Here is a 19730-nt window from a genome sequence, read left to right as displayed (position 1 = left end):
TCGATGGCACCGGTGACACCGGCGCCACCGGCGTCACTTGCTGGAGGTGAGCCCCGAGATCCAGTCCTTGACGTCGGTGACCCAGTCCCAGGTCGCGTCCCAGAAGCTCTTGCCGTCGGCGACCCAGTCCTTCAAGGGGGTGAATTCCCAGATGCACCAGGAACCGATCACCAGGATGACGATGAGGAACAGGCAGCCCTTGAGGCAGCCGAGCCCGGGGATCCGCATCGGATTCGCGCTGCGCTGCCGCGGCGGCCGCGGCTCGCGGCGCGGGGCCGGCGGCTCGGGGGCGTACGGCTGCGGCTGCGGCTGGGGCGCCGGCGGCTGCTGGTAGCGCGGCTGGGGCTGCTGCCGCTGCCGTCTGCGGGGCGCAGGCTGCTGCGGCTGCTGGGGCTGCTGCGGCGCGTACGACTGCGGCGGCGGGGTGTAGTGCTGCGGGGCCGGGGGCTGGTGCCCCTGATGCGGCTGGGGGGCGTACTGCCCGCCGTAGCCCTGGCCGCCGTGGCCCTGCTGCCCGTAACCCTGCTGCCCGTAGCCCTGTCCGCCCCGCGGCGGCTGCGGGGGCTGCTGCTGCGGCTGTCCGGGCCGCCGCTGGGGGCGGCGGCGCAGCGGGTCCTCGCTCGGGTCGAGGTACTGCACCTGGGTCTGGTCGTTGCGGTCGCGGGCGGCCCGCAGCTGGGTCTGCCAGGGGTGGGCGCCGTCGCCCTCCGGGGGCAGCGGCGGCACGGGCGGCATGGCGCGGGTGGGGTCGGCGCCGTGGCCGGGGCCGGAGCCGGCGGGCATGACGCGGGTGGCGTCGGCGTCGGGGCCGTTGCCGCCGGCGGAGGTGCTCGGCAGGAGGCTGGTGGCCGCGTTCGGGTCGTAGGCACCCGGGGCCCCCGGGGAGCCCGCCGTCGCCGGCAGCACCTGGGTGGGGTCGGCGTCGCCCGCGCCGGGGCCCTGGCCGGGGCCGCCGCCCTGGCCGGTGCCGGGCACGAGGGCCGGCTCCGGGTCGGGCGCGAGCAGCGCGGCGACGCCGAGCGCGGCCTCGGCCTGCGCCGGGGAGGCGTGCACGCCGACGCCCGCGGCGACGACGCGCAGGGCCCGGGCCAGGTTCTCCGCGCTCGGGCGCTCCTCGGGGCGCTTGCGCAGGCAGCGCTCGATGACCGTCCACAGCGGCTCGGGAACGGTGGTGGGGCGGCGCGGCTCGGAGCTGAGGTGCTGGTGGAGCACTTCGAGCGCGGTCGCGCCCGCGAACGGCGGACGGCCGGTGACCAGCTCGTAGAGCAGGATGCCGGCGCCGTAGATGTCGACGGCGGAGGTCTGCGGGCGGCCCTCGGCGGACTCGGGCGCCACGTAGGCGGGCGTGCCGACGAATTCGTGGGTGCGGGTGAGGCCCGGGGAGTCCGCGAGGCGCGCGATGCCGAAGTCGGTGAGCATCGGGTGCATCTGCCCGCCGTCGCTCCGCAGGAGGACGTTGGCGGGCTTGAGGTCCCGGTGGACGATGCCGTCGGCGTGGCTCACGGCGAGCGCGTCGGCGATCTGGGCGGTGAGGAGCGCCGCGGCGACCGGGGTGAAGGGCCCGTTGTCGCGCAGGTAGCGGTGCAGGTCCGGGCCGTCGACGAGGTCCATGACCAGGGCGAGCAGATCGCCCTCGACGACCAGGTCGCGGGTGCGGACGATGTTGGGGTGGGTGAGCCGCAGGAGGACGGAGCGCTCGCGCAGGAAGCGCATCACGACGTCGGCGTCGTTGGCGAGCTCCTCCTTGAGCACCTTGATCGCGACGGTCTCGCCGGGCTGCCCGGCCACGGCGGCCTCGGCGCCCGCGGCCTCCCGCTGGCGCGCTCGCCAGACGGTGCCGGTCGCTCCGCGACCGAGCACCTCCTCGAGCAGGTACTTGCTGCCTACCGGCCGCACGTCATGCGCTCCCTGATCGTCATCGTCGTCGTGATGCCTTGCGATGGCCTCATTCGTGCCCGGCCTTCCGCCCACTGTAGTGCCGCCGTACGGACCTCCGGTTTGCCGAATCCGAGGGGCTGATGGGAAGACGCGGGGAGCGGGCGGTTGGTTGCCACGCGGCGCCCGGGCGGCGCGTGCGGGCTGCTCGGGGGCGCGCGCGGGACCTGGGACGGCGCGTCCTCCGGACCTCCGGCGCGAAAGAAACTCTGTACGACGCGTTCGAAAACGGACGCCCTACGAACAGATCATGAGACGACCACGGAAGGATTCGATCACCTTCCGCTTCCTTCGCACGCTCCGGCGGTCGTTCAAGATCACGAATTGGCCGTCGCCGGGCGCGTCGTCGCCGGCAGGTGCGAGGATGCTCGCAGCACGATGCGGAGGGGCGGGGCCGGTGCTTCCGGTACGTCCCGCGTGACGTGGTGACCTGTACGTGCCGACGCGCCCGTGCACGGTGGGGGAAGGCCGCGTGAAGCCTCCTGTCCCCCGCCCGCGCACCGGGGCAGAAGGGACCGTTGACGGCGATGCAGATCAGGCTGACCGTCCTCGGGCCGCTCAGCGGCCACCACACCACCGCGCCCGCCGCGCCCACCGCGAAGTGCGCCTGCGACGTGCTGGTGACCGCTCCCGCGGGGACCGCGCTGGCCGGGGTGACCAGCGGCCTGGCCGCCGCGATGGCCGCGGCCGGCTCCGACCTCGGCACCGGGGCCGTCGTGGTCTACGCCGGGGCCGAGCGGCTCGACCCGCAGCGCAGCGCGCTCGGCGAGCCGCCCCTGGTCGACGGCGCTGTGCTGTCCCTGTGCGCCCCGGCCGACCCGGAGGAGCACGCGGGCGTGCTGCTGTCCGGCGTGCCGGAGGCCGCAGCGCGACTGCACGTCGTCTCCGGGCCCGACGCGGGCGGCGTGCACCTGCTGCACGGCGGCGAGGTGCACGTGGGGCGCTCCGCCACGGCCGACATCCCCCTCGACGACCCCGACGTCTCCCGGCTGCACTGCGCCGTCGTCCTCCACGACGACGGCACGGTCACCCTGCGCGACCTGGGCTCCACCAACGGGACCGCCCTCGCGGGCGAGCCGGTCGGCGAGGAGCCGGTGCGGTTCCCCGCCGGGGAGCTGCTGCGGGTGGGCGAGTCGGTGCTGAGCCTGCACGCCGCGGACGGCGCCTCCCCGCGCGTCCTGCCGGCCGCCCCCGACGGCGAGGGCCACCTGCGGGTCGGCGGCGGCCTGCCGGCCGCGGGCCCCGCGGCACCGACGGGCACGGTCGCCCCGCCGGTCCGCGGCGCCTGGCTGGGCGCACCGGCCGGCCTCGCGGCCGACGCCCGCCCCGGCCCCGGCCCCGGCCCCGAGGAGCCGGTGACGCACGGGGGCCGCGGTTTCGCCCTGCGGGACGTGAGCGCGGGCGGCCTGTCGGTCCGCGTCCCGGCCCAGCCGGGGCCGTCGGGAGCACCGGCACCGGGCCGGCCGGGCGGGCCGGGCGGGACGGCGGAGCGCGGCGGCACGGACGCCTACGGCGCGAGAGGCGCTGCGGCCCGGCCCGGCGAGACCGGCGGGACGGCCCGGGACGGCGGCGCGGACCCGTACGCGGCCGGAGGGCCGGCAGGGACGACGGGCCGGCCGAGCTGGGCGGGCGAGTCCCGCAAGGCGTCCTACGACGGCGGCACGGACCCGTACGGCACGGGAAGCGGAACCGGAGCGGCGGGACAGCCGTCCCGGCCCGGCGAGACCGGCGGGCCGGCTCGCGACGGCGAGGCGGCTCCGTACGGGGCGCGAGGCGCGGCGGGACGGCCGGGCTGGACAGCTCAGGCCGGCGGCACGGCTCAGGACTCCGGCGCGCATCCGTACGACTACGGGACGGGAAGCGGAACCGGAGCGGCGGGGCAGACGGGTGGCGTGAATCCGTACGGCGTCGGCGACGGAGCCGGGGCGGCGGGACAGCCGGGGCAGTCCGGCGCGTCCGGCGGCACGCTGCCCGGGCAGCGTGCGTACCCGGGCCGGCCCGGTCGGCCTGACGGTTCCGGTCACCCTGACGGGTACTCCGCGGCCGGTCACCCGAACCGGCCCGGCGAGGCCGGCCTTCACGCCCCGGGCCGCCCCGGCGACCCCCACGAAGGCGTTTCCGCCGGCGGGCCGGGTCTCCGCGACGGGCATGCCGGGCACGCCGGCCGGGGCAACCCCGCCGGCGGGCAGCCAGGCGAAGCCGGCAAGCGTCCCCGGGGCCGCGGCATAGGCGCGTGGGCCCGGCGGCTCACCGGCGGGCTGGGCGGCGGCCGGGGAGCGGGCGAGGACGAGTGGGGTGACGGGCGCGACGATCCCGGCGCCGCGGACCGCGCCCGCGCCGAGGCCGCCGCGCTGCGCGAGCGCTGGCCCGACCCCGCGTCGGTGCTGCTGACGGCGCTGGGCCCGGGCCCCCGGCTGTGGGAGCGCGGCTTGGACCACCCCGACCTGCTGACCGTACGGCTGGGCACGGCCGACCGGCACGCGCCGGAGAGCGGCGTCCTGCTGCCCTCCGTGCCGGTGACGGTCGGGCTGCGCGAGGCCGGTTCGCTGGGGCTCGCCGGGCCGCGCGGGCGGCTGTCCGCGCTGGCCCGCTCCGTGCTGGCCCAGCTGGCGGCGCTGCACGCCCCCGCGTCCCTGGAGTTCGTGCTGATCAGCGCGGACCGGGCGCGCCCGGTCGAGGAGCGGCTGGCGGAGTGGTCGTGGCTGGGCTGGCTGCCGCAGCTGCGCCCGGTGCGGGGGCAGGACTGCCGGCTGCTGGTCGCCTACGACCGCGAGCAGGCCGCGGCCCGCACCGCGGAGCTGGTGCGCCGCCTGGACGAGGGCCCGCTGGGCCCGCACTGGCCGGCGGCGGCCCCGGCGGCGGTGGCGGCCGCGGCCGAGCGCCACACGGGCCCGTACACGGTGGTGATCGTGGACGGCGACCCCGGTTCGGCGGAACTGCGGGAGACGGTCGGGCGGCTGGCGGCGGGCGGTTCCGCGGCGGGCATCCACCTGGTGTGCCTCGCGGACGCCCCGGCGACGACGCCGGCGTCCCCGGTGCCGTCGACGCTGGCCACGGCCCGTACGGCGTCCCCGGCGTTCCCCCACTGCGGTGCGGTGGCGCTGCTCAGCGGTGACGTCGCCACGGTGGTGCAGGTGATCCACCGGACGCCGGCCGCGGGCGCAGGCGGGGCCGCGGGCGAGGGCGAAGCGCCGTCCGGTCCGGCCGTGATCGCGGCCGTCGACGCCGTGTCGCGCGCGTGGGCCGAGCGGTTCGCGCGGGCGCTGGCGCCGCTGCGGATGGCGGACGGCACGCTGCACGGCGCGGCCGCACGGGTGGCGGCGGCGCTCCCGCGGAGCGCGCGCCTGCTGGACGAACTGGGCCTGGCGCGCGCGACACCGGCCTCGCTGACAGCCCGCTGGGCGGCGGCCACGGACCGCGGCACGCGCCCCGGCGGCCGCGCCGTGGCCGTGCTCGGCGCGGGCCCGCACGGCCCGCTGTCGGTGGACCTGGCGGCGGACGGCCCGCACCTGCTCGTGGAGGGCTGCGCGGGCAGCGGCAAGACGGAGCTGCTGCGCTCGCTCGCCGCGTCGCTGGCGGCGGCGGACCGGCCCGACCGGCTCTCGCTCGTCCTGGTGGACGGCGCGGGCGCGGAGCGGGGCGAGGGCCTGCGGCTGTGCACGGACCTGCCGCACGTCTCGACGTACCTGGCGGCCGCGGACCCGGTGCGCATGCGGGAGTTCGCCCAGGCGCTCACCTCGGAGCTCAAGCGCCGCGCGGAGCTGCTGGGGCGGCTGGACTTCACCGCGTGGCACACCCAGCACGCCGCCGCGTCGGCCGTGCAGGCGGTCACGCCCCGCCGCCCGGCGGAGGGCTCCGGCGACCTGGACTCCCTGCCGACGGGGACGCTCAAGCTGCGGACGCAGAAGGACGGCCCGTCGCTGACGGCCCGGACGGCCCTGCCGCGCCTGGTGGTGCTGGTGGACGACTTCGACGCCCTGGTCGCCCCGGCCCTGGGCAGTACGGGCCGCCCGGCGGCGGGTTCGGTCGTGCGGGCGCTGGAGGCGGTGGCCCGGGACGGCGAGCGGCTGGGCGTCCACCTGGTGGCGGCGTCGGGCCGCCCGGACCGTACGGCCGACACGGCGGCGGTCGAGCGGGCCGGGCTGCGGGCGACGCTGGAGATCGCGCCGCCGTCGGTGGACGGCACGCCGGGCGACGGGAGCGGCGCAGGAGAGCCCGCTCCGGGCCGCGGCCGGCTGATGCGGCCGGACGACGACGCGACGACGCCGTTCCAGGCGGGCCGGGTGACGGGCCGCATCCCGCGGACGGCGACGCTCCGCCCGACGGTCGTGACGGTGGACTGGCAGCGCATGGGCGACCCGCCCACCCGCCGCCCCGTGCGCGAGCTGGGCAACGGCCCGACGGACCTGGCGTTGCTCGCGAGCGCGCTGCAGCGCGCCGCGCAGTCGGCGGGAGCGGAGGCGGCGCCACCGCTGCTCTGAGTGCTTCCGTGCGCCCGTGACGGCCCATCACAGCCCGGTCACGATCACCGAGTTGACAGCGAAGACGGTATTGCGGCGGCCGGTGACCGGGCGTAGACCTGTCGCACGGGAGACGACCGCGGGCCGCGGTGACGTGCGGCGCGGACCGTCGGCGGGGAGCTCGTACGGGAGGGGCGGCAATGCGGACTTCGCTTCGTTCGGTGCGGGGGGCGCGCAGCGCTCTGGCGCTCCTCGCGGCCGGGACCCTCGCCCTGTCGGCCGCCGGGTGCAGCAACGACGGCGGCGGCGCGCCGGACGACGGCAGACCGACGTCGGACGTGATCCGGCACACCGTGCAACTGCCCAGGCTGAACGGGCAGAAGCTCAAGGTGACGGCGGTCTGGACGGGCGCCGAGCAGAAGGGCTTCACCAAGGTCCTGGAGGAGTTCTCCCGGCGCACGGGCGCCCAGGTGGCCTACGTACCCAGCGGCGACGACATGTCCGCCTTCGTCGGCTCGAAGATCGCGGGCGGCGACCCGCCGGACGTGGCCATGCTGCAACAGCCCGGGGCGCTGCGGGAGTTCGCACAGAAGGGCTGGCTCAAGCCGCTCGGCGGCGAGGCGTCGGCCGAGCTGGACAAGAACTTCACCAAGGGGTGGCAGGACCTCGGCTCGTCCGGGGGCAAGCGCTACGGCGTCTACTTCAAGGTCAGCAACAAGTCCCTGGTCTGGTACAACACGAAGGTCTTCGGCGGGGCCGGGGCGAAGGAGCCGAAGACCTGGCCGGAGTTCCTGAGCACCGCGCAGCTGATCGCGGACTACGGCATCCCGCCGGTCTCGGTGGGCGGGGCGGACGGCTGGACGCTCACCGACTGGTTCGAGAACGTCTACCTCTCCCAGGCGGGCCCGGAGAAGTACGACCAGCTGGCGCAGCACCGGATCCCGTGGACGGACCCGTCCGTGAAGGACGCCCTGACGGCGCTCGGCCGGCTCTTCGGCGGGAGGGGCCTGCTGGCTGACGGCAACGCGGGGGCGATCCAGACGCAGTTCCCCACCTCGGTCACCCAGACGTTCACCGGCGGGGAGGAGCCGAAGGCCGCCATGGTCTTCGAGGGCGACTTCGCGGCGGCCAACGTCACCGGGGCCGGGGCGAGGATCGGCAAGGAGGCCAAGGTCTTCCCCTTCCCCGCGGTCGGGGCGAAGGCGCCGGTGGTGACCGGCGGCGACGTGGGCGTGGCGCTGAAGGACGGCCCGGCCGCGCAGGCGCTGCTGACGTTCCTCGCCTCGGCCGACGCGGCGCGGGTGTGGGCCGGGCAGGGCGGATTCCTCTCCGCCAACAGGAACCTCGCCCTCGACGCCTATCCCGACGACGTGCTCCGCTCCATCGCCAGGGCCGTGGTCGCCGCGGGCGACGACTTCCGCTTCGACATGTCCGACCTGGCCCCCGCCTCCTTCGGCGGCAAGCCGGGCCAGGGCGAGTGGAAGCACCTCCAGGATTTCCTGAAGAACCCCGGCGACGTGGCGGGCACCCAGCAGCGGCTGGAGTCCGACGCGGCCAAGGCGTTCAAGAGCTGACGGGAGCCCCGCACCATGTCGACCGCGAACGCGGGCGGCGACGCGGCCTCCGGGCCGCCCCGCCCTTCCGGCAATTCCTCCACGAGCTCGGACCCGGGCCCGAGCCCCAACCCGGACCCGGGCCCGAGCCAGAGCCAGAGCCCGGGCCAGAGCCCTGTGGGCCCCTCCACGAGCTCCCCGGCGGGCCTTTCGGCAGGCCCCTCGGCGGGCCCTTCGCCGAAGAAGTCCCGGAGCGTGGCGGGCACCCGGCTCTGGGTGGCCGGCCTGTTCCTGCTGCCCGCGCTGGTCCTGCTCGGCGCGCTCGTCGTCTACCCCATCGGCTACTCCGTCTGGCGCAGCCTCTTCGACGCGAGCGGCAACGGCTTCGTGGGCGTGGACAACTACCAGGAGGTCTTCACCGACGACCGCATCCGCACGGCCCTGAAGAACAACGTCATCTGGGTGGTCGTCGCACCGTCGGTGGCCACCGCCCTGGGCCTGGTCTTCGCGGTGCTCACCGAACGGGTTCGCTGGGGCACGGCGTTCAAGCTCGTCGTCTTCATGCCGATGGCGATCTCGATGCTGGCCTCGGGCATCATCTTCCGGCTGGTCTACGAGCAGAACCCCGACCGCGGTGTCGCGAACGCGGTGTGGGTGGGCGTCCACGACACCTTCTCGCCGCCCGCGCCCTTCCCGGGCGCGCACCCCAGGGACGACGGGCTGCTGGCGGAGAGCCGCGGGGCGTTCACGACCAAGGCGGTGGTGAAGGCCGGCGGCGCGACCGCGCTTCCGCTGGTGGGCGCGAAGCCCGCGGACATGAAGGGCGCGAAGGACGCCGTTCCCGCGCGGGACGTCGCCGGGAAGGTCACCGGAACGGTCTGGCGGGACTTCACGCGCGGCGGCGGGGGCACGCCGGGCCGGATCGACCCGGGCGAGAAGGCCCTGGAGGGCGTGACGGTGGAGGCGGTCAAGGACGGCCGGACCGTCGCCTCGGCCACCTCGGGCGCCGACGGCACCTTCACCCTGCCCGCCGCGGCCGACGGCGCCCTGCTGCGCCTGCCCGCCTCGAACTTCGCCGCGCCCTACAACGGCGTCGACTGGCTGGGCCCCTCGCTCGTCACCCCGGCCATCATCGGGGCGTACATCTGGATGTGGGCGGGCTTCGCCATGGTGCTGATCGCGGCGGGGCTCGCGAGCGTACCGCGGGAGCTGCTGGAGGCGGCGCGCGTGGACGGCGCGAACGAGTGGCAGGTCTTCCGGAGGGTGACGGTGCCGCTGCTGGCTCCGGTGCTCGCGGTCGTGCTGATCACGCTGATGATCAACGTGCTGAAGATCTTCGACCTCGTCTACATCATCGCGCCGGGCGCGAGCCTCGACAAGGCGAACGTGCTGGCCCTGCAGCTGTACCAGTCGTCCTTCGGCACGGACGTCAACCAGGGCGTGGGCAGCGCGATCGCGGTCTTCCTGCTCGTGCTCGTCCTGCCGGTGATGTACGTCAACCTCCGGCGGATCCGAAGGGAGCGCCGGCGATGAGGGGGGCGCTGACGGGAACTGCTGCCGTAGCGCTTGCGGGGGCGACGCCGATGACCACGAGGGGGCGGCAGCGATGACCACGGTGGACACGGGCGTACGGGCCGAGCAGTCGCTTCCCGCGCGGATCGCCGGGCGGCTGGGCGGCGGGGTGATGCGGGTCTTCCTCGTCGTGGTCGGGCTGTTCTGGCTGACGCCGACGGTGGGGCTGCTCCTGTCCTCGCTGCGGGACAAGAGAGACATCGCGGCGTCGGGCTGGTGGGAGGTCTTCTCCCACCCGGCGCAGCTGACCACACAGGGCTACAGCAACCTCTTCGGCAACGACACGGTGATGGAGTCCCTCGGCACCACCGCCCTGATCACCGTGCCGGCGACGGCGCTGGTGATCCTCATCGGCGCGTTCGCCGGATACGCCTTCGCCTGGCTCGACTTCCCGGGCCGGGACTGGTGGTTCATGGCGGTGGTGGGGCTGCTGGTGGTGCCGGTGCAGGTGGCGCTGATCCCCGTCGCCAAGCTCTTCAACACCCTCGGCATCTTCGAGAGCACGCCGGGCGTGGTGCTCTTCCACACCGCCTTCGGACTGCCCTTCGCCGTCTTCCTGCTGCGGAACTTCTTCGCGGAGATCCCCCGCGAGCTACTGGAGGCCGCCCGGCTGGACGGGGCGGGCGAACTGCGGCTGTTCCTGCGGGTGGTGCTGCCGCTGGGCGGGCCGGCCATCGCCTCGCTGGGGATCTTCCAGTTCCTGTGGGTGTGGAACGACATGCTGATCGCGCTGATCTTCGCGGACAGCGGGCACCCGCCGGTCACGGTCGCCCTGCAGCAGCAGGTGCGCCAGTTCGGCGACAACATCGACATCCTCGCCTCGGGAGCCTTCCTCTCGATGGCCGTGCCGCTCGCGGTCTTCTTCGCCTTCCAGCGGCAGTTCGTGAGCGGGGTGATGGCGGGGGCGGTGAAGTAACGGCACCCCCGGGCGGCGGGGCCCGTCTTTCCCCCGCTTCCTGCCGTCCTAACGGCGTATGTACAGCGCTACGGAGCCGCCGCGGACGAACACCGCCGCTTCCCGCTCCTCACGGCAGAACTCCTCCAGGGCGGTCGTCTTCGCGTGCTCCTCCCGCTGCGCGCGGAACCAGCGGGTGCCAACGGTGTTGGTGTCCCCCACCACCCACACCCGGCTTCCGGACGGCAGCCGGGCCAGCCGGTCGCGCAGCACGGCGGTGGTGACCTCGTCGCCGAAGAGCGTGCCGGAGGCGGCCGGTGAGCGCTTGAGGGTGAGATCGCGCAGGCCGGTGAAGTCACGCGGATAGGCGAGGGCCACGCGGCGCTCGTACAGCGGCAGGAACAGCACCGCGTCCCCCGGACTCGCCCGCCGCGCGGCCGCCGCGGCGACCGGGGCCAGCTCGTCGCCCCGGCTGGTGGGCAGGCGCTCGCGCTCCTGCAGCGGCAGCTGCACCACGAAGGCGGCCAGGACGGCCACGGCGCCGGCGGCCGTCACGGTCCGCCGCCACGGGACGAGCCCCAGGAGCCGGTCGGCTCCGGCCGCGGCGAGCAGGGGCATGCCCGCCAGGCAGAACAGCAGGTAGCGGTCGAGGAAGAGCGGCTGGTACTGGGCGGCGGCGTAGAGCAGGACGGGCGGGACGAGGGCCCAGGGCAGGGCGACCGCGGTGAGGCCGAGGGCCCCGCGGCCCGGCGAGGAGGGCGACAGCGTCCGCCGCCACCCGCGCGCGGGGGCGAGGAGCGCGACCGCGGCCAGGAGGAGCACGGCACCCAGGACGGGTTGCCCGGGGCCGGCGAACGCCTTCACGAGCGCCTCGGCCTCGGGGCGGCCCGGGGTGCGGATCCAGGAGACCTGGGCGCTCTGCCCCCGGGAGACGATCACCAGCGGTATCAGCGACAGGCAGGCGGCGGCCGCGGCGCACCCCCAGCGACGCCAGGTGCGCAGGGGCACCCGGGAGAGGAGCAGGGTCACGGCGTGGGCGGCGAGGAGCAGCACCGCGAACTCGTGCAGGAGCGCCGTGCCGGCGGCCACCGCCCCGTAGCCGGCCCACCGCCCGTACGAGCCGCACTCGGCCGCGCGGACCAGCAGCCAGGTGGCGAGCGCGGCCCCCGTGGCGACGAGGGCGTACGAGCGGCCCTCCTGCGCGTAGTGGCTGACGAACGGGGTGACGGCGTAGAGCAGCCCGGCCCACAGGCCGACGCGGGGCCGGGCCAGCCGGCAGCCCAGGGCGCCGACGAGCGCGGCGGTGGCGGCGGACGCGGCGACGGACGGCAGCCGCAGCGCGATCTCGTCGGGGCGCACGGCGAGGACGGCGTGCATCAGCGCGTAGTACACGCCGTGCACGGCGTCGATCGTGCCGAGCACGTGCCACAGCTCCGGCAGGGACCGGCGGGCCACCTGGAAGGTGGCACTCTCGTCCCGCCACATCGTCCCGCGGTCCAGCCCCCACAGACCGAGGACGAGCATGACGGCGGCAGGGGCGGACACTGCGAGGACGGCGGCACGGGTGGGGCGCCGAAGGGGGCGGGGGCGGTCGGGGCGAGGAGGGTCGGCGGCGCGGGGCCCGGCGGCGGGCTCCGCCTGACGAGGGATCAGCAGCAGGCCGCGCAGCCCGGCCCACCGGCGGGGCGGAGCGCCCGCGGCGGCGGGCGCAGACGGGGCGGACGGACCACCGGACGGGCTGCCGGACGGGCTGCCGGAGGAACCGCCGGACGGACCACTGGAGGAACCATCGGACCGGCCGCCGGGAGAAGCATCGGACCGGCCGCCGGAGAGGCCACCGCGCCGATTACCGGACGGCGCGTCGGACGGCTTGGCGGACGGTCCGTCCGACATGCCGTCCGACAGGCCGCTGCCCCGCTTGCCGGGCGACGGCACCCCCGCACCGCTCCCGGCAGGCCCGCCCGGCTCCCGCCCCGCCTCCGCGCGCTCCGCCGGCCCGGCCTGCCCGGCCGGTCCCGCCGGTCCAGTCGGCCCCGCCGACCCCGTCACTCCCACGGCCACTGCCCCTCCCTGCCCCGGCCGGGCCCCCGCCGGAGACCCGGCCACACCCGGAATTCCCAATGCCCCGCTTTATACATATTCATCGGTAAAACTGTCTTTCGTGACAGTGAACGAGAGCGGAACCTTGCCCACCGCGCAGGTCGGCGTCATCGTCATCGGGTTCAACGACGCCGGCCACATCCGCGACGCCGTCCGCTCCGCACTCGCCCAGGGGCCTGCCGTCGCCGAGGTCATCGCCGTCGACGACGCCTCCACCGACGGCACCGCCGCGATCCTCGACGAGCTGGCCGACGGCGACCCGCGCCTGCGCGTCATCCACCGCGCGGCCAACAGCGGCGGCTGCGGCACCCCCCGCAACGACGGCGTACGGGCCGCCACCGCCCCGTACGTGATATTCCTCGACAGCGACGACACCCTCCCCGAGGGCGCCGTCGACGCCCTCCTCGCCGCCGCCCTGCGCCACCGCGCCCCCGTGGCGGCCGGCCTGTGCGTGCGCCGCGAACTCCCCCAGCGGCGCGACACCGGCTGGCAGCCCGCCCTCTACCGGCGGGCCGCCGTGCACAGCAGCCCCGAGGCCCGCCCGGCGCTCCTGCGCGACACCCTGTGCGTCAACAAGCTCTACGCGCGGGACTTCCTCGCCGAGCACGGCATCGCCTTCCCCGAAGGCCGCTTCCTCTACGAGGACTTCGTCTTCACGGCCCGCGTCATGGCGGCCGCGCCGCGCGTGGCGACCGTCACCGACACCGTCTACGTCTGGCACGTGCGGCGCGACGCCGCCGCGCCCTCGATGTCCCTGGACCGCGAGCGCATCGCCAACTGGCAGGCGCGCGTGGCCGCCCACCGGCGCAGCGTCGACGTCTTCCTCGACGCGGGCAGCAAGCCTCTCGCCCGCGCCGCCCGGGTGAAGTTCCTCGACCACGACCTGCGGATGTACGTGCGCGAACTGCCCCTGCGCAGCGCCGGATACCGGCACGCGTGGTGGCGCGTGACCCGCGGCTACCTCGCCGGCTACGAGGAGGCCGAGCTGAGCGCCGCCCGGCCGCCGGCCCGGTGGATCGCCCGGGTGGTGCTGGCCGCGGAGGCCCCGCGGGACCTGGGGCGGCTGGCCCAGCTCGCCGCCCGGCCCGCGCGGCTGCTGCCGCCGTACGCGGAGGACGACGCCGTCCCCGTCTGGTCGGCCGACCTGCCCGGGGCCGCGCTGGACGGCGTCCTCGGGCCGGAGGCCGTGCCGCCGCACCACCTGCCGGTGACCGTGGACGCCGAACTGCGCCTCGCGGCCCGGGCCCGCGCCCGGCTGCGGCTGCGCGTCCACGACCTCTACGGGCGGCTGGCCACCATCCGGCCGGAGGCCGCGGAGGTCGAGCTGCGCCGCAGGGACGGCGGGCCGGTGCTGCGGCGCGCCGTGCCGCTGGCGGACGAGGGCACGGCGTGGACCGCAAAGGTCGTCCTGCCCCTGTCCGTGCTCGCGGGCCGCGACCGCCGCGACGGCGCGGCCCCGCCGCAGACGTGGGACGTGCGGGTGCGGGTGCAGTGCGCGGGCGGGGCGTTCCGCACGACCGTCCGGGCCGTGGGCGGCGGGCTGCACCGCGCGGCCCTGCCGAGCCTGCGTCACGGCGTCCTGCTGGCCCGGCCCTACGCCACGGTGAACGGCTCGCTGGCGCTGCGCCTGGCGTCGGGCGTGCGCGGCGCGTGGGCGGTGGCGCGGCGCTGACAGGCCGGGGCGGCATCGCGCCCCGAAAGGGGCGCGGGGAACTGCGCGCCCAGCCACGGACAACCCGCAGTCGCGCTTCATGCCCATGTTCCCCCCTGCCATCGGCTAACGGTCGATTTCCTCGAACAACGCCTCCCACCGGTCGAGCACAGCGGGCAACTGCAGCGGCGAAACGTGCTCACGCGCGGCGCAGCCGTAACGCTCGCGGAGGGCGTCGTCCGCCATGAGCTCTCCGAGCGCGTCGGCGAAGGCCCCGGTGTCGCCGGGAGGCACGAGCGTGCCCGTGCGGCCGTGGCGGACCAGCTCGCGGACGCCGCCCGACAGGTCGAAGCTCACGCAGGGGACGCCGAGCGCGGAGGCCTCGGCGAGCGCCATGGGGCGGCCTTCGCGCTCGCTGGTGAGGGCGACCACGGAGAGCTCGCAGTAGGCGGCGGCCATGTCCCGCACGCTGCCGCGGAAGTGGACGCGCCCGGCGATGCCCAGGGTTTCGGCCCGGGCGCGCAGCTCCTGCTCCAGCGGGCCGTCGCCGAAGAGGTGCAGCTCCCACTCCGGCTGCGCGGCGGTGGCCGCGGCGAAGGCGTCGAGCAGCCGGTCCAGGCGTTTGACGGCCTCCAGGCGGCCGACCGCGCCGACGCGCCGGGTATCCAGGGAGGCCCGGCCCGTGGGGGCGAAGGGCAGGGGGTTGGGCAGGACGGTGGCGTTGGGCAGCCGGCGGCGCCGGAACTCGGCGGCGTCCGGCTCGCTGAGGAACACCGCCTTCTCCAGAGCCGGGTAGTGGCGCAGGATCAGCTGGAGGTTCTCGGAGGTGCACGCCTGGTGGAAGGACTCGTGGTACTGCCCGATGCCCTTCAGGTGGGACCACTCGACCGCCTGCAGCCACGCCGCCGCCCAGGGCGAGCCGATGACGACCATGCCGTCGCGGACGGCGGCGAAGCGGCGGGCCAGCCGCTCCCGCGCCCGCTCCCGCTCCTGCCGCTCGGCGCGCGCCGCCCGCAGCCGCTCGGGGCTCAGCCGCTCGGCGAAGGAGACGGCACGCCAGGCGGGCCGGGCGGGGGTGCGGTAGAGGGTGGTGCGGCGGTAGGCGGGGGCGTCCAGGAAGGCGTGGGGCTCCGGGCTGGGGCGGATGCCGATGAGCTCGACGCGGTGGCCGCGCTCGGCGAAGCCCTGGGCGAGCGTGTGCAGGACGCGCTGCGAGCCTCCCATGGAGTCGACGTCGATCCCGAGGAGGAAGAGGTTGCGCCGCTTCACCGGGCCTCGCCCCCTGCGAGGGCCCTTGCGAAGAACAGGTCCACCACGGTCTCGCTCGACTTCCCCGTCTCGTAGGGGTTGAACCGCTCCCGGAAGCGGGCGTAGGCGTCGGCCCACTCCTCCTGCACCGCCTTCAGGTCCCGCAGGGCGGCGATGAGCTGGTCGGTCGTGGTGAGCATCGGGCCGGGCGCGATGTCGGGCAGGTCGTAGTAGGTGCCGCGGGCGGTGGCGCGGTAGTGCTCGTAGTCGTCGGTGAAGAAGAGGATGGGACGGCCGAGGTTGGCGTAGTCGAACATCAGGGACGAGTAGTCCGTGAGGAGGGCGTCGGAGGCGAGCAGGAGGTCGTTGAGGTCGGCGAAGTCGCGTCCGTCGCGCACGGCGTGGCCGAGCTCGCGGGGGACGGTGTACCGCTCGTAGTAGTGCGGCCGGACGACGACCGTCCACTCCTCGCCGAGGTAGCGCACGAGCTCGGCCAGGTCGGCCCGGACGGACTCGCCGCTGCCGCGCGCGCCGTCGCGGAAGGTGGGGGCGTAGAGCAGGACGCGGCGGCCGTCGGGGATCTGCAGGCGTTCGCGGGTGGCGGCGGCGCGCTCGCGGCGGGCGGGGTCGTCCCAGCGGACGAGGTCGTCGTTGCGGGGCAGGCCGGTGCGCAGGAGCTCGCCCGTGTAGCCGTTGGCGCGGACGAACGTGCGCTCGAACTCCTCGCTGGGGGCGATGAGGGCGTCCCAGCGGGCGATCGTCTCGCGGTGGCGCCGGCGCCGCTCGGGGTTGGCCAGCCGCAGCTCGGGCACGTCGAAGCCCATGTGCTTGAACGCCTGTCCGTGCCAGGTCTGCAGATAGCGGGTGGCGGGGCGCTTGCCGTAGAGCGTGGGGAAGCCGTGGGAGTCCACCCAGTAGCGGGCGCGGGCGAGGGCGTGGACGTACTCCCAGCTGCCGCGGCGGACCAGCGGGAGCCCCTCGGGGTAGGAGGAGCGGTTGCCGGAGTAGGACCAGACGGCGTGCAGGGGCAGGTCGCGGCGCTGCAGCTCCTCGTGGAGGGCGCGGGGGCTGTCCGCGTAGCCGCGGCCCTCCAGGGCCTCGAAGACGACGAGGCCCTCGTCCACGGGCAGTTTCTGCAGCTCGTGGTAGGTGAGGGCCTTGATGCGGGGGCCCGTGACGCGGCGGGTGAGCCGCTGGACGCCGCGCCGGACGGGCTCCAGCCGGCCGGCCGCGGCCTCGGCCCGGCCGAGGGCGCCGGCGCGCTCCCAGGACAGCTCCAGCCGGCCGGCCCCGTGCCCCTCGCAGGCCACGCGCACGGTGTGGGCGGCGAGCGGGCCGCGCTGGGGGATCCGCGCCTGCAGCGGGGTGAGGTCCGCGGGGGCCAGCAGGGGGTCGGTGCGGGTGAGGCCGAGGCGTTCGAGGACGACGACGGGGTGTCTGCGGCCGCGGAAGCCCTTGGGGCCGACGGGGATGCGGCGCAGGTCGAGGACGGCCTCGGCGGTGCGGTAGGCGAAGCGGCCGTCCTCGCCGGGCGCGGCGGGGTCGTACGCGAAGGGCACGGCCAGCGGCTCGCCGGTGGTGGCGATGCGCAGCTCGGTGCCGACCGGGCTCGGTGCGGTGAGCAGCAGGGCGGGGTCGTAGGTGCGCAGCCGGATCCGCAGGAGGGACCCGTCGGGGACGACTTCGGCCACTTCGTGGCGCAGGGGGCCGGCGGTGAAGGGCTGGTCGTCCAGGCGCCAGGCGGTGATGTCGAGGCCGGCGGCCTCCTCGGCGTTCAGCGGCAGGGACAGGCCCCAGTAGGTGCGGCCGGCTTCGCGGACGACGTGACGCGGGGCCAGCCGGGGCCGGTCGAGGGTGCGCGCGCACTCGGCGGCGTCCGCGTACCGCCCGGCGCACAGCAGGAACTGGCAGATCTGCTGTTCGCGGGGCATGGCGGCGAGGGCCTCGGGGGCGATCTCCGCGAGGTAGGGGGTGACGGCGGCGGCGAAGCCGGCGATCCACTCGGGGTCGCGGAAGGGGAGGTCGCCGAGGTAGAGGCGGAAGTCGTGGCGGAGGAACTTCTCGTCCTTGGCGGGCCGCAGGGCGGCGTTGCCGGACTCCTCGAGGAAGGCGTCGATGAGCCGGGCGGCCTTGATGCGGTCGACGGCGTTGCGCAGCTTGTGGCGGCTGGAGGAGATGGAGAGCGTGGCGGGGTCGGCGGCGAGCCGCCAGGTGTAGACGGGCCAGGGGACGACGGCGAAGGTGCGGGCGAGGGTGAGGGCGCGGGCGGTGAAGAGCTGGTCCTCGTAGTGCATGTCCTCCGGGAAGCGGAGGCCGTGGCGGGCGAGGAAGTCCGCGCGGTAGAGCTTGTTGGTGGAGAGGTGGTCGAGGAAGAACTCGGGGGCGGAGCGGATGCCGTGGACCAGGCGCACGTCCCCGAAGAGCTCGGGGTACCACAGGCCGGTGGTGCCGGACTCCTCGAAGAGGCGGGTGACCTCGCCGGTGACGAGGTCGGCGCCGGTCTCCTCGGCGGTGAGCAGCAGGGACTTGCAGGCGTGGTACGGCAGTTCGTCGTCGCTGTCGAGGAACATGAGGTGGGGGGCGCGGGCCGCGTCGATGCCGGCGTTGCGCGGGGCGCCGCAGCCGCCGCTGTTGACGGGCAGCCGGATGAGCCGCACGCGGGGATCGGTGGTGGTGAGGCGCTCGGCGGCCGCGAAGGTGCCGTCCGTCGAGCAGTCGTCGACGATGATCACTTCGAGGTTGCGCAGGGACTGCGCGAGGACCGACCGCACGGCGCGCGGCAGGCGGTCGGCGTCGTTGTGGACGATCACGACGACGCTGACATCGGGGCCGGGGGCGGGATGTGCGGCGGTCACGGTCACCTCGTCTCGGTGCGGTCCGGCGCATCGCGGGCACGCTCGGGCGGCCCGCCATCCGCGCGGACGGATTCGCGATTACTCAAAGCGTAGACGCGAGCACTGACAGTCACCTCCCCCGAGGGGTCCGAGCGGGTGCGCCAGGCGTGCAGGGCCAGGGCCGCGGTCACCCCGGTGATCAGCACGACATCGCGGAAGGCGTGCCTGCGGGCCGTCTCCAGTTGCGGCCACGAGACCCCGGCGACCTCGGGCAGCAGCGGCAGCCACAGCCACACCGACCGCGCCGCGGCGGCGCGCACCACCAGCGACGCGGCGAGCGAGGGCAGCACCACCAGCATGTAGTGCTGGAACGACGGCCGTGACACCAGGAAGGCCGCGAGCATCAGCAGCGACGCGCACTCCACCAGCCGCAGCGCCGGATCGCCGTCGGCCCGCCACCGCAGGCGGGCGCACAGCAGCACCGCGACCGCCGCGCCGGCCGCGAGGGTGAGGGCCAGGGGCTGCGGCACGCCGAGCCGGGGCAGCACGGACGGCCACGCGGCGTCGAACGGGCGGGCGTACGCGTCCTGCCCGTGCAGCAGGAACGGCAGCGTCCGGGTGAAGAACAGCCCGGGCCGCGGCATGGCCAGGGCCGCCGCCAGCGACACGGCCGCGGGAACGCCCACGGCCCAGGCCAGCGCCCGCCACCGCCGGGCGAGCACGAACAGCAGCAGCAGCGGCACGAGCATCGGCTTCAGCGCTATGGCCGCCCCCACCACCGCCCCGGCCGCGCACCAGCGCCCGTGGCGGGCGAGCAGCAGGGCGGCGGGAAAGGCGACGGCCGACAGGGCCGTCCAGTTGCCGAGGTAGACGACGCCGTGGAAGGGCTCGAAGACGCCGAGCGCCGCGACGACGCCCGCCGCGAGCCGGCTGTCGGCCCGCACCCCGAAGATCCGCAGGGCCAGGACGACCCCGGCGAGAACGAGCAGCGCGGTGACGACGGGCACCGCCCTGGCCAGCGCTTCGTTGCCGAACACGGTCTCGGGGACCGCGGCGAACACCGCGCCCGGCAGATAGAGGAACCGTTTGTCCGCGTACGGCGAGCCGCCGTCGAGCAGCGCCCGCGCCGCCCGTACGACCACCGCGTTGTCTATCCCGGGCATCCGCGGCCCCTGCACCACGCGCACGACGTCCAGGGCGAGCACCAGCAGGGCCGCGAGCAGTACCGGCCACGGGGCCCGTCCGCGCAGCCACCGCCCGAGCGCGTCGGGCCGGCTCGCGGCCCCCGCGGCGCTCACGGCGCTCACGGCGCGACCTCGGCGAGGAGGAAGCCGGCCGGGCCCCGGACGGTCCGGCGCAGGGCCGGATCGTCCCGGTCCAGGCCCGGCCCGCCGTTCTTCTGCAGGACCCAGCGCACGCGGTACTCCTTGAGGATGCCGAGCCGCTCGGCCCGGGAGGCGGCCGGGGCGAAGTAGCGGCGGG

The 19730-nt window shown here is 75.9% G+C and carries 10 protein-coding genes; 5 read left to right on the top strand and 5 right to left on the bottom strand.

From position 1 onward, the window contains the following. Positions 1 to 33 precede the first annotated feature (33 nt). Positions 34 to 1896, bottom strand: a complete 1863-nt coding sequence (locus tag NQU55_RS33230) for a serine/threonine-protein kinase (protein WP_168096135.1) — start codon at positions 1894 to 1896, stop codon at positions 34 to 36. 566 nt (positions 1897 to 2462) lie between these two features. Between NQU55_RS33230 and NQU55_RS33225 the strand changes: the two genes are divergently transcribed. The 4 genes from NQU55_RS33225 (at position 2463) to NQU55_RS33210 (ending at position 10436) form a co-directional block, all read left to right on the top strand. After that, a complete protein-coding gene (locus tag NQU55_RS33225; RefSeq protein WP_256791704.1) occupies positions 2463 to 6416 on the top strand; it encodes an FtsK/SpoIIIE domain-containing protein in 3954 nt (1317 codons plus the stop codon). Positions 6417 to 6595: 179 nt separating this feature from the next. Beyond that, positions 6596 to 7969 (top strand): ABC transporter substrate-binding protein, encoded by a 1374-nt coding sequence (locus NQU55_RS33220; protein WP_168096062.1) that lies wholly within the window; start codon positions 6596 to 6598, stop codon positions 7967 to 7969. A gap of 15 nt (positions 7970 to 7984) precedes the next feature. Continuing rightward, a complete protein-coding gene (locus tag NQU55_RS33215) occupies positions 7985 to 9481 on the top strand; it encodes an ABC transporter permease subunit (protein ID WP_372504859.1) in 1497 nt (498 codons plus the stop codon). A gap of 73 nt (positions 9482 to 9554) precedes the next feature. Beyond that, positions 9555 to 10436, top strand: a complete 882-nt coding sequence (locus tag NQU55_RS33210) for a carbohydrate ABC transporter permease (protein ID WP_168095305.1) — start codon at positions 9555 to 9557, stop codon at positions 10434 to 10436. 48 nt (positions 10437 to 10484) lie between these two features. Here the strand turns inward: NQU55_RS33210 and NQU55_RS33205 are convergent, their stop codons facing one another. Continuing rightward, positions 10485 to 11960, bottom strand: coding sequence for a glycosyltransferase family 39 protein (locus tag NQU55_RS33205; protein ID WP_168095306.1), 1476 nt, complete (start codon positions 11958 to 11960; stop codon positions 10485 to 10487). A 616-nt stretch (positions 11961 to 12576) separates the two neighbouring features. Between NQU55_RS33205 and NQU55_RS33200 the strand changes: the two genes are divergently transcribed. Next, complete coding sequence (locus NQU55_RS33200; protein ID WP_256791700.1) at positions 12577 to 14187, top strand: glycosyltransferase; 1611 nt, start codon at positions 12577 to 12579, stop codon at positions 14185 to 14187. Positions 14188 to 14292: 105 nt separating this feature from the next. Here NQU55_RS33200 and NQU55_RS33195 read toward each other — a convergent pair whose 3' ends face one another. Genes NQU55_RS33195 through NQU55_RS33185 form a run of 3 tightly spaced genes read right to left on the bottom strand, consistent with a single transcriptional unit; the run spans position 14293 to position 19555 of the window. Then, complete coding sequence (locus NQU55_RS33195; protein WP_256791699.1) at positions 14293 to 15435, bottom strand: glycosyltransferase; 1143 nt, start codon at positions 15433 to 15435, stop codon at positions 14293 to 14295. Continuing rightward, positions 15432 to 18269 carry a CDP-glycerol glycerophosphotransferase family protein gene (locus NQU55_RS33190; protein ID WP_256791697.1) on the bottom strand — a complete coding sequence of 946 codons (2838 nt, stop codon included), beginning with the start codon at positions 18267 to 18269 and terminating at the stop codon, positions 15432 to 15434. Before NQU55_RS33190 ends, NQU55_RS33195 begins: the two co-directional genes overlap by 4 nt. Before the next feature lie 2 nt (positions 18270 to 18271). Then, on the bottom strand, positions 18272 to 19555 hold the full coding sequence (locus NQU55_RS33185) for a glycosyltransferase family 87 protein (protein ID WP_256791696.1): 1284 nt from the start codon (positions 19553 to 19555) through the stop codon (positions 18272 to 18274). Positions 19556 to 19730: the final 175 nt, after the last annotated feature.

It is taken from the genome of Streptomyces telluris (assembly GCF_024519335.1).
Taxonomy (GTDB): Bacteria; Actinomycetota; Actinomycetes; order Streptomycetales; family Streptomycetaceae; genus Streptomyces; species Streptomyces telluris.
Note: the sequence above shows the minus strand (reverse complement) of the source record. Positions and strands in the feature narration are given on the sequence as shown.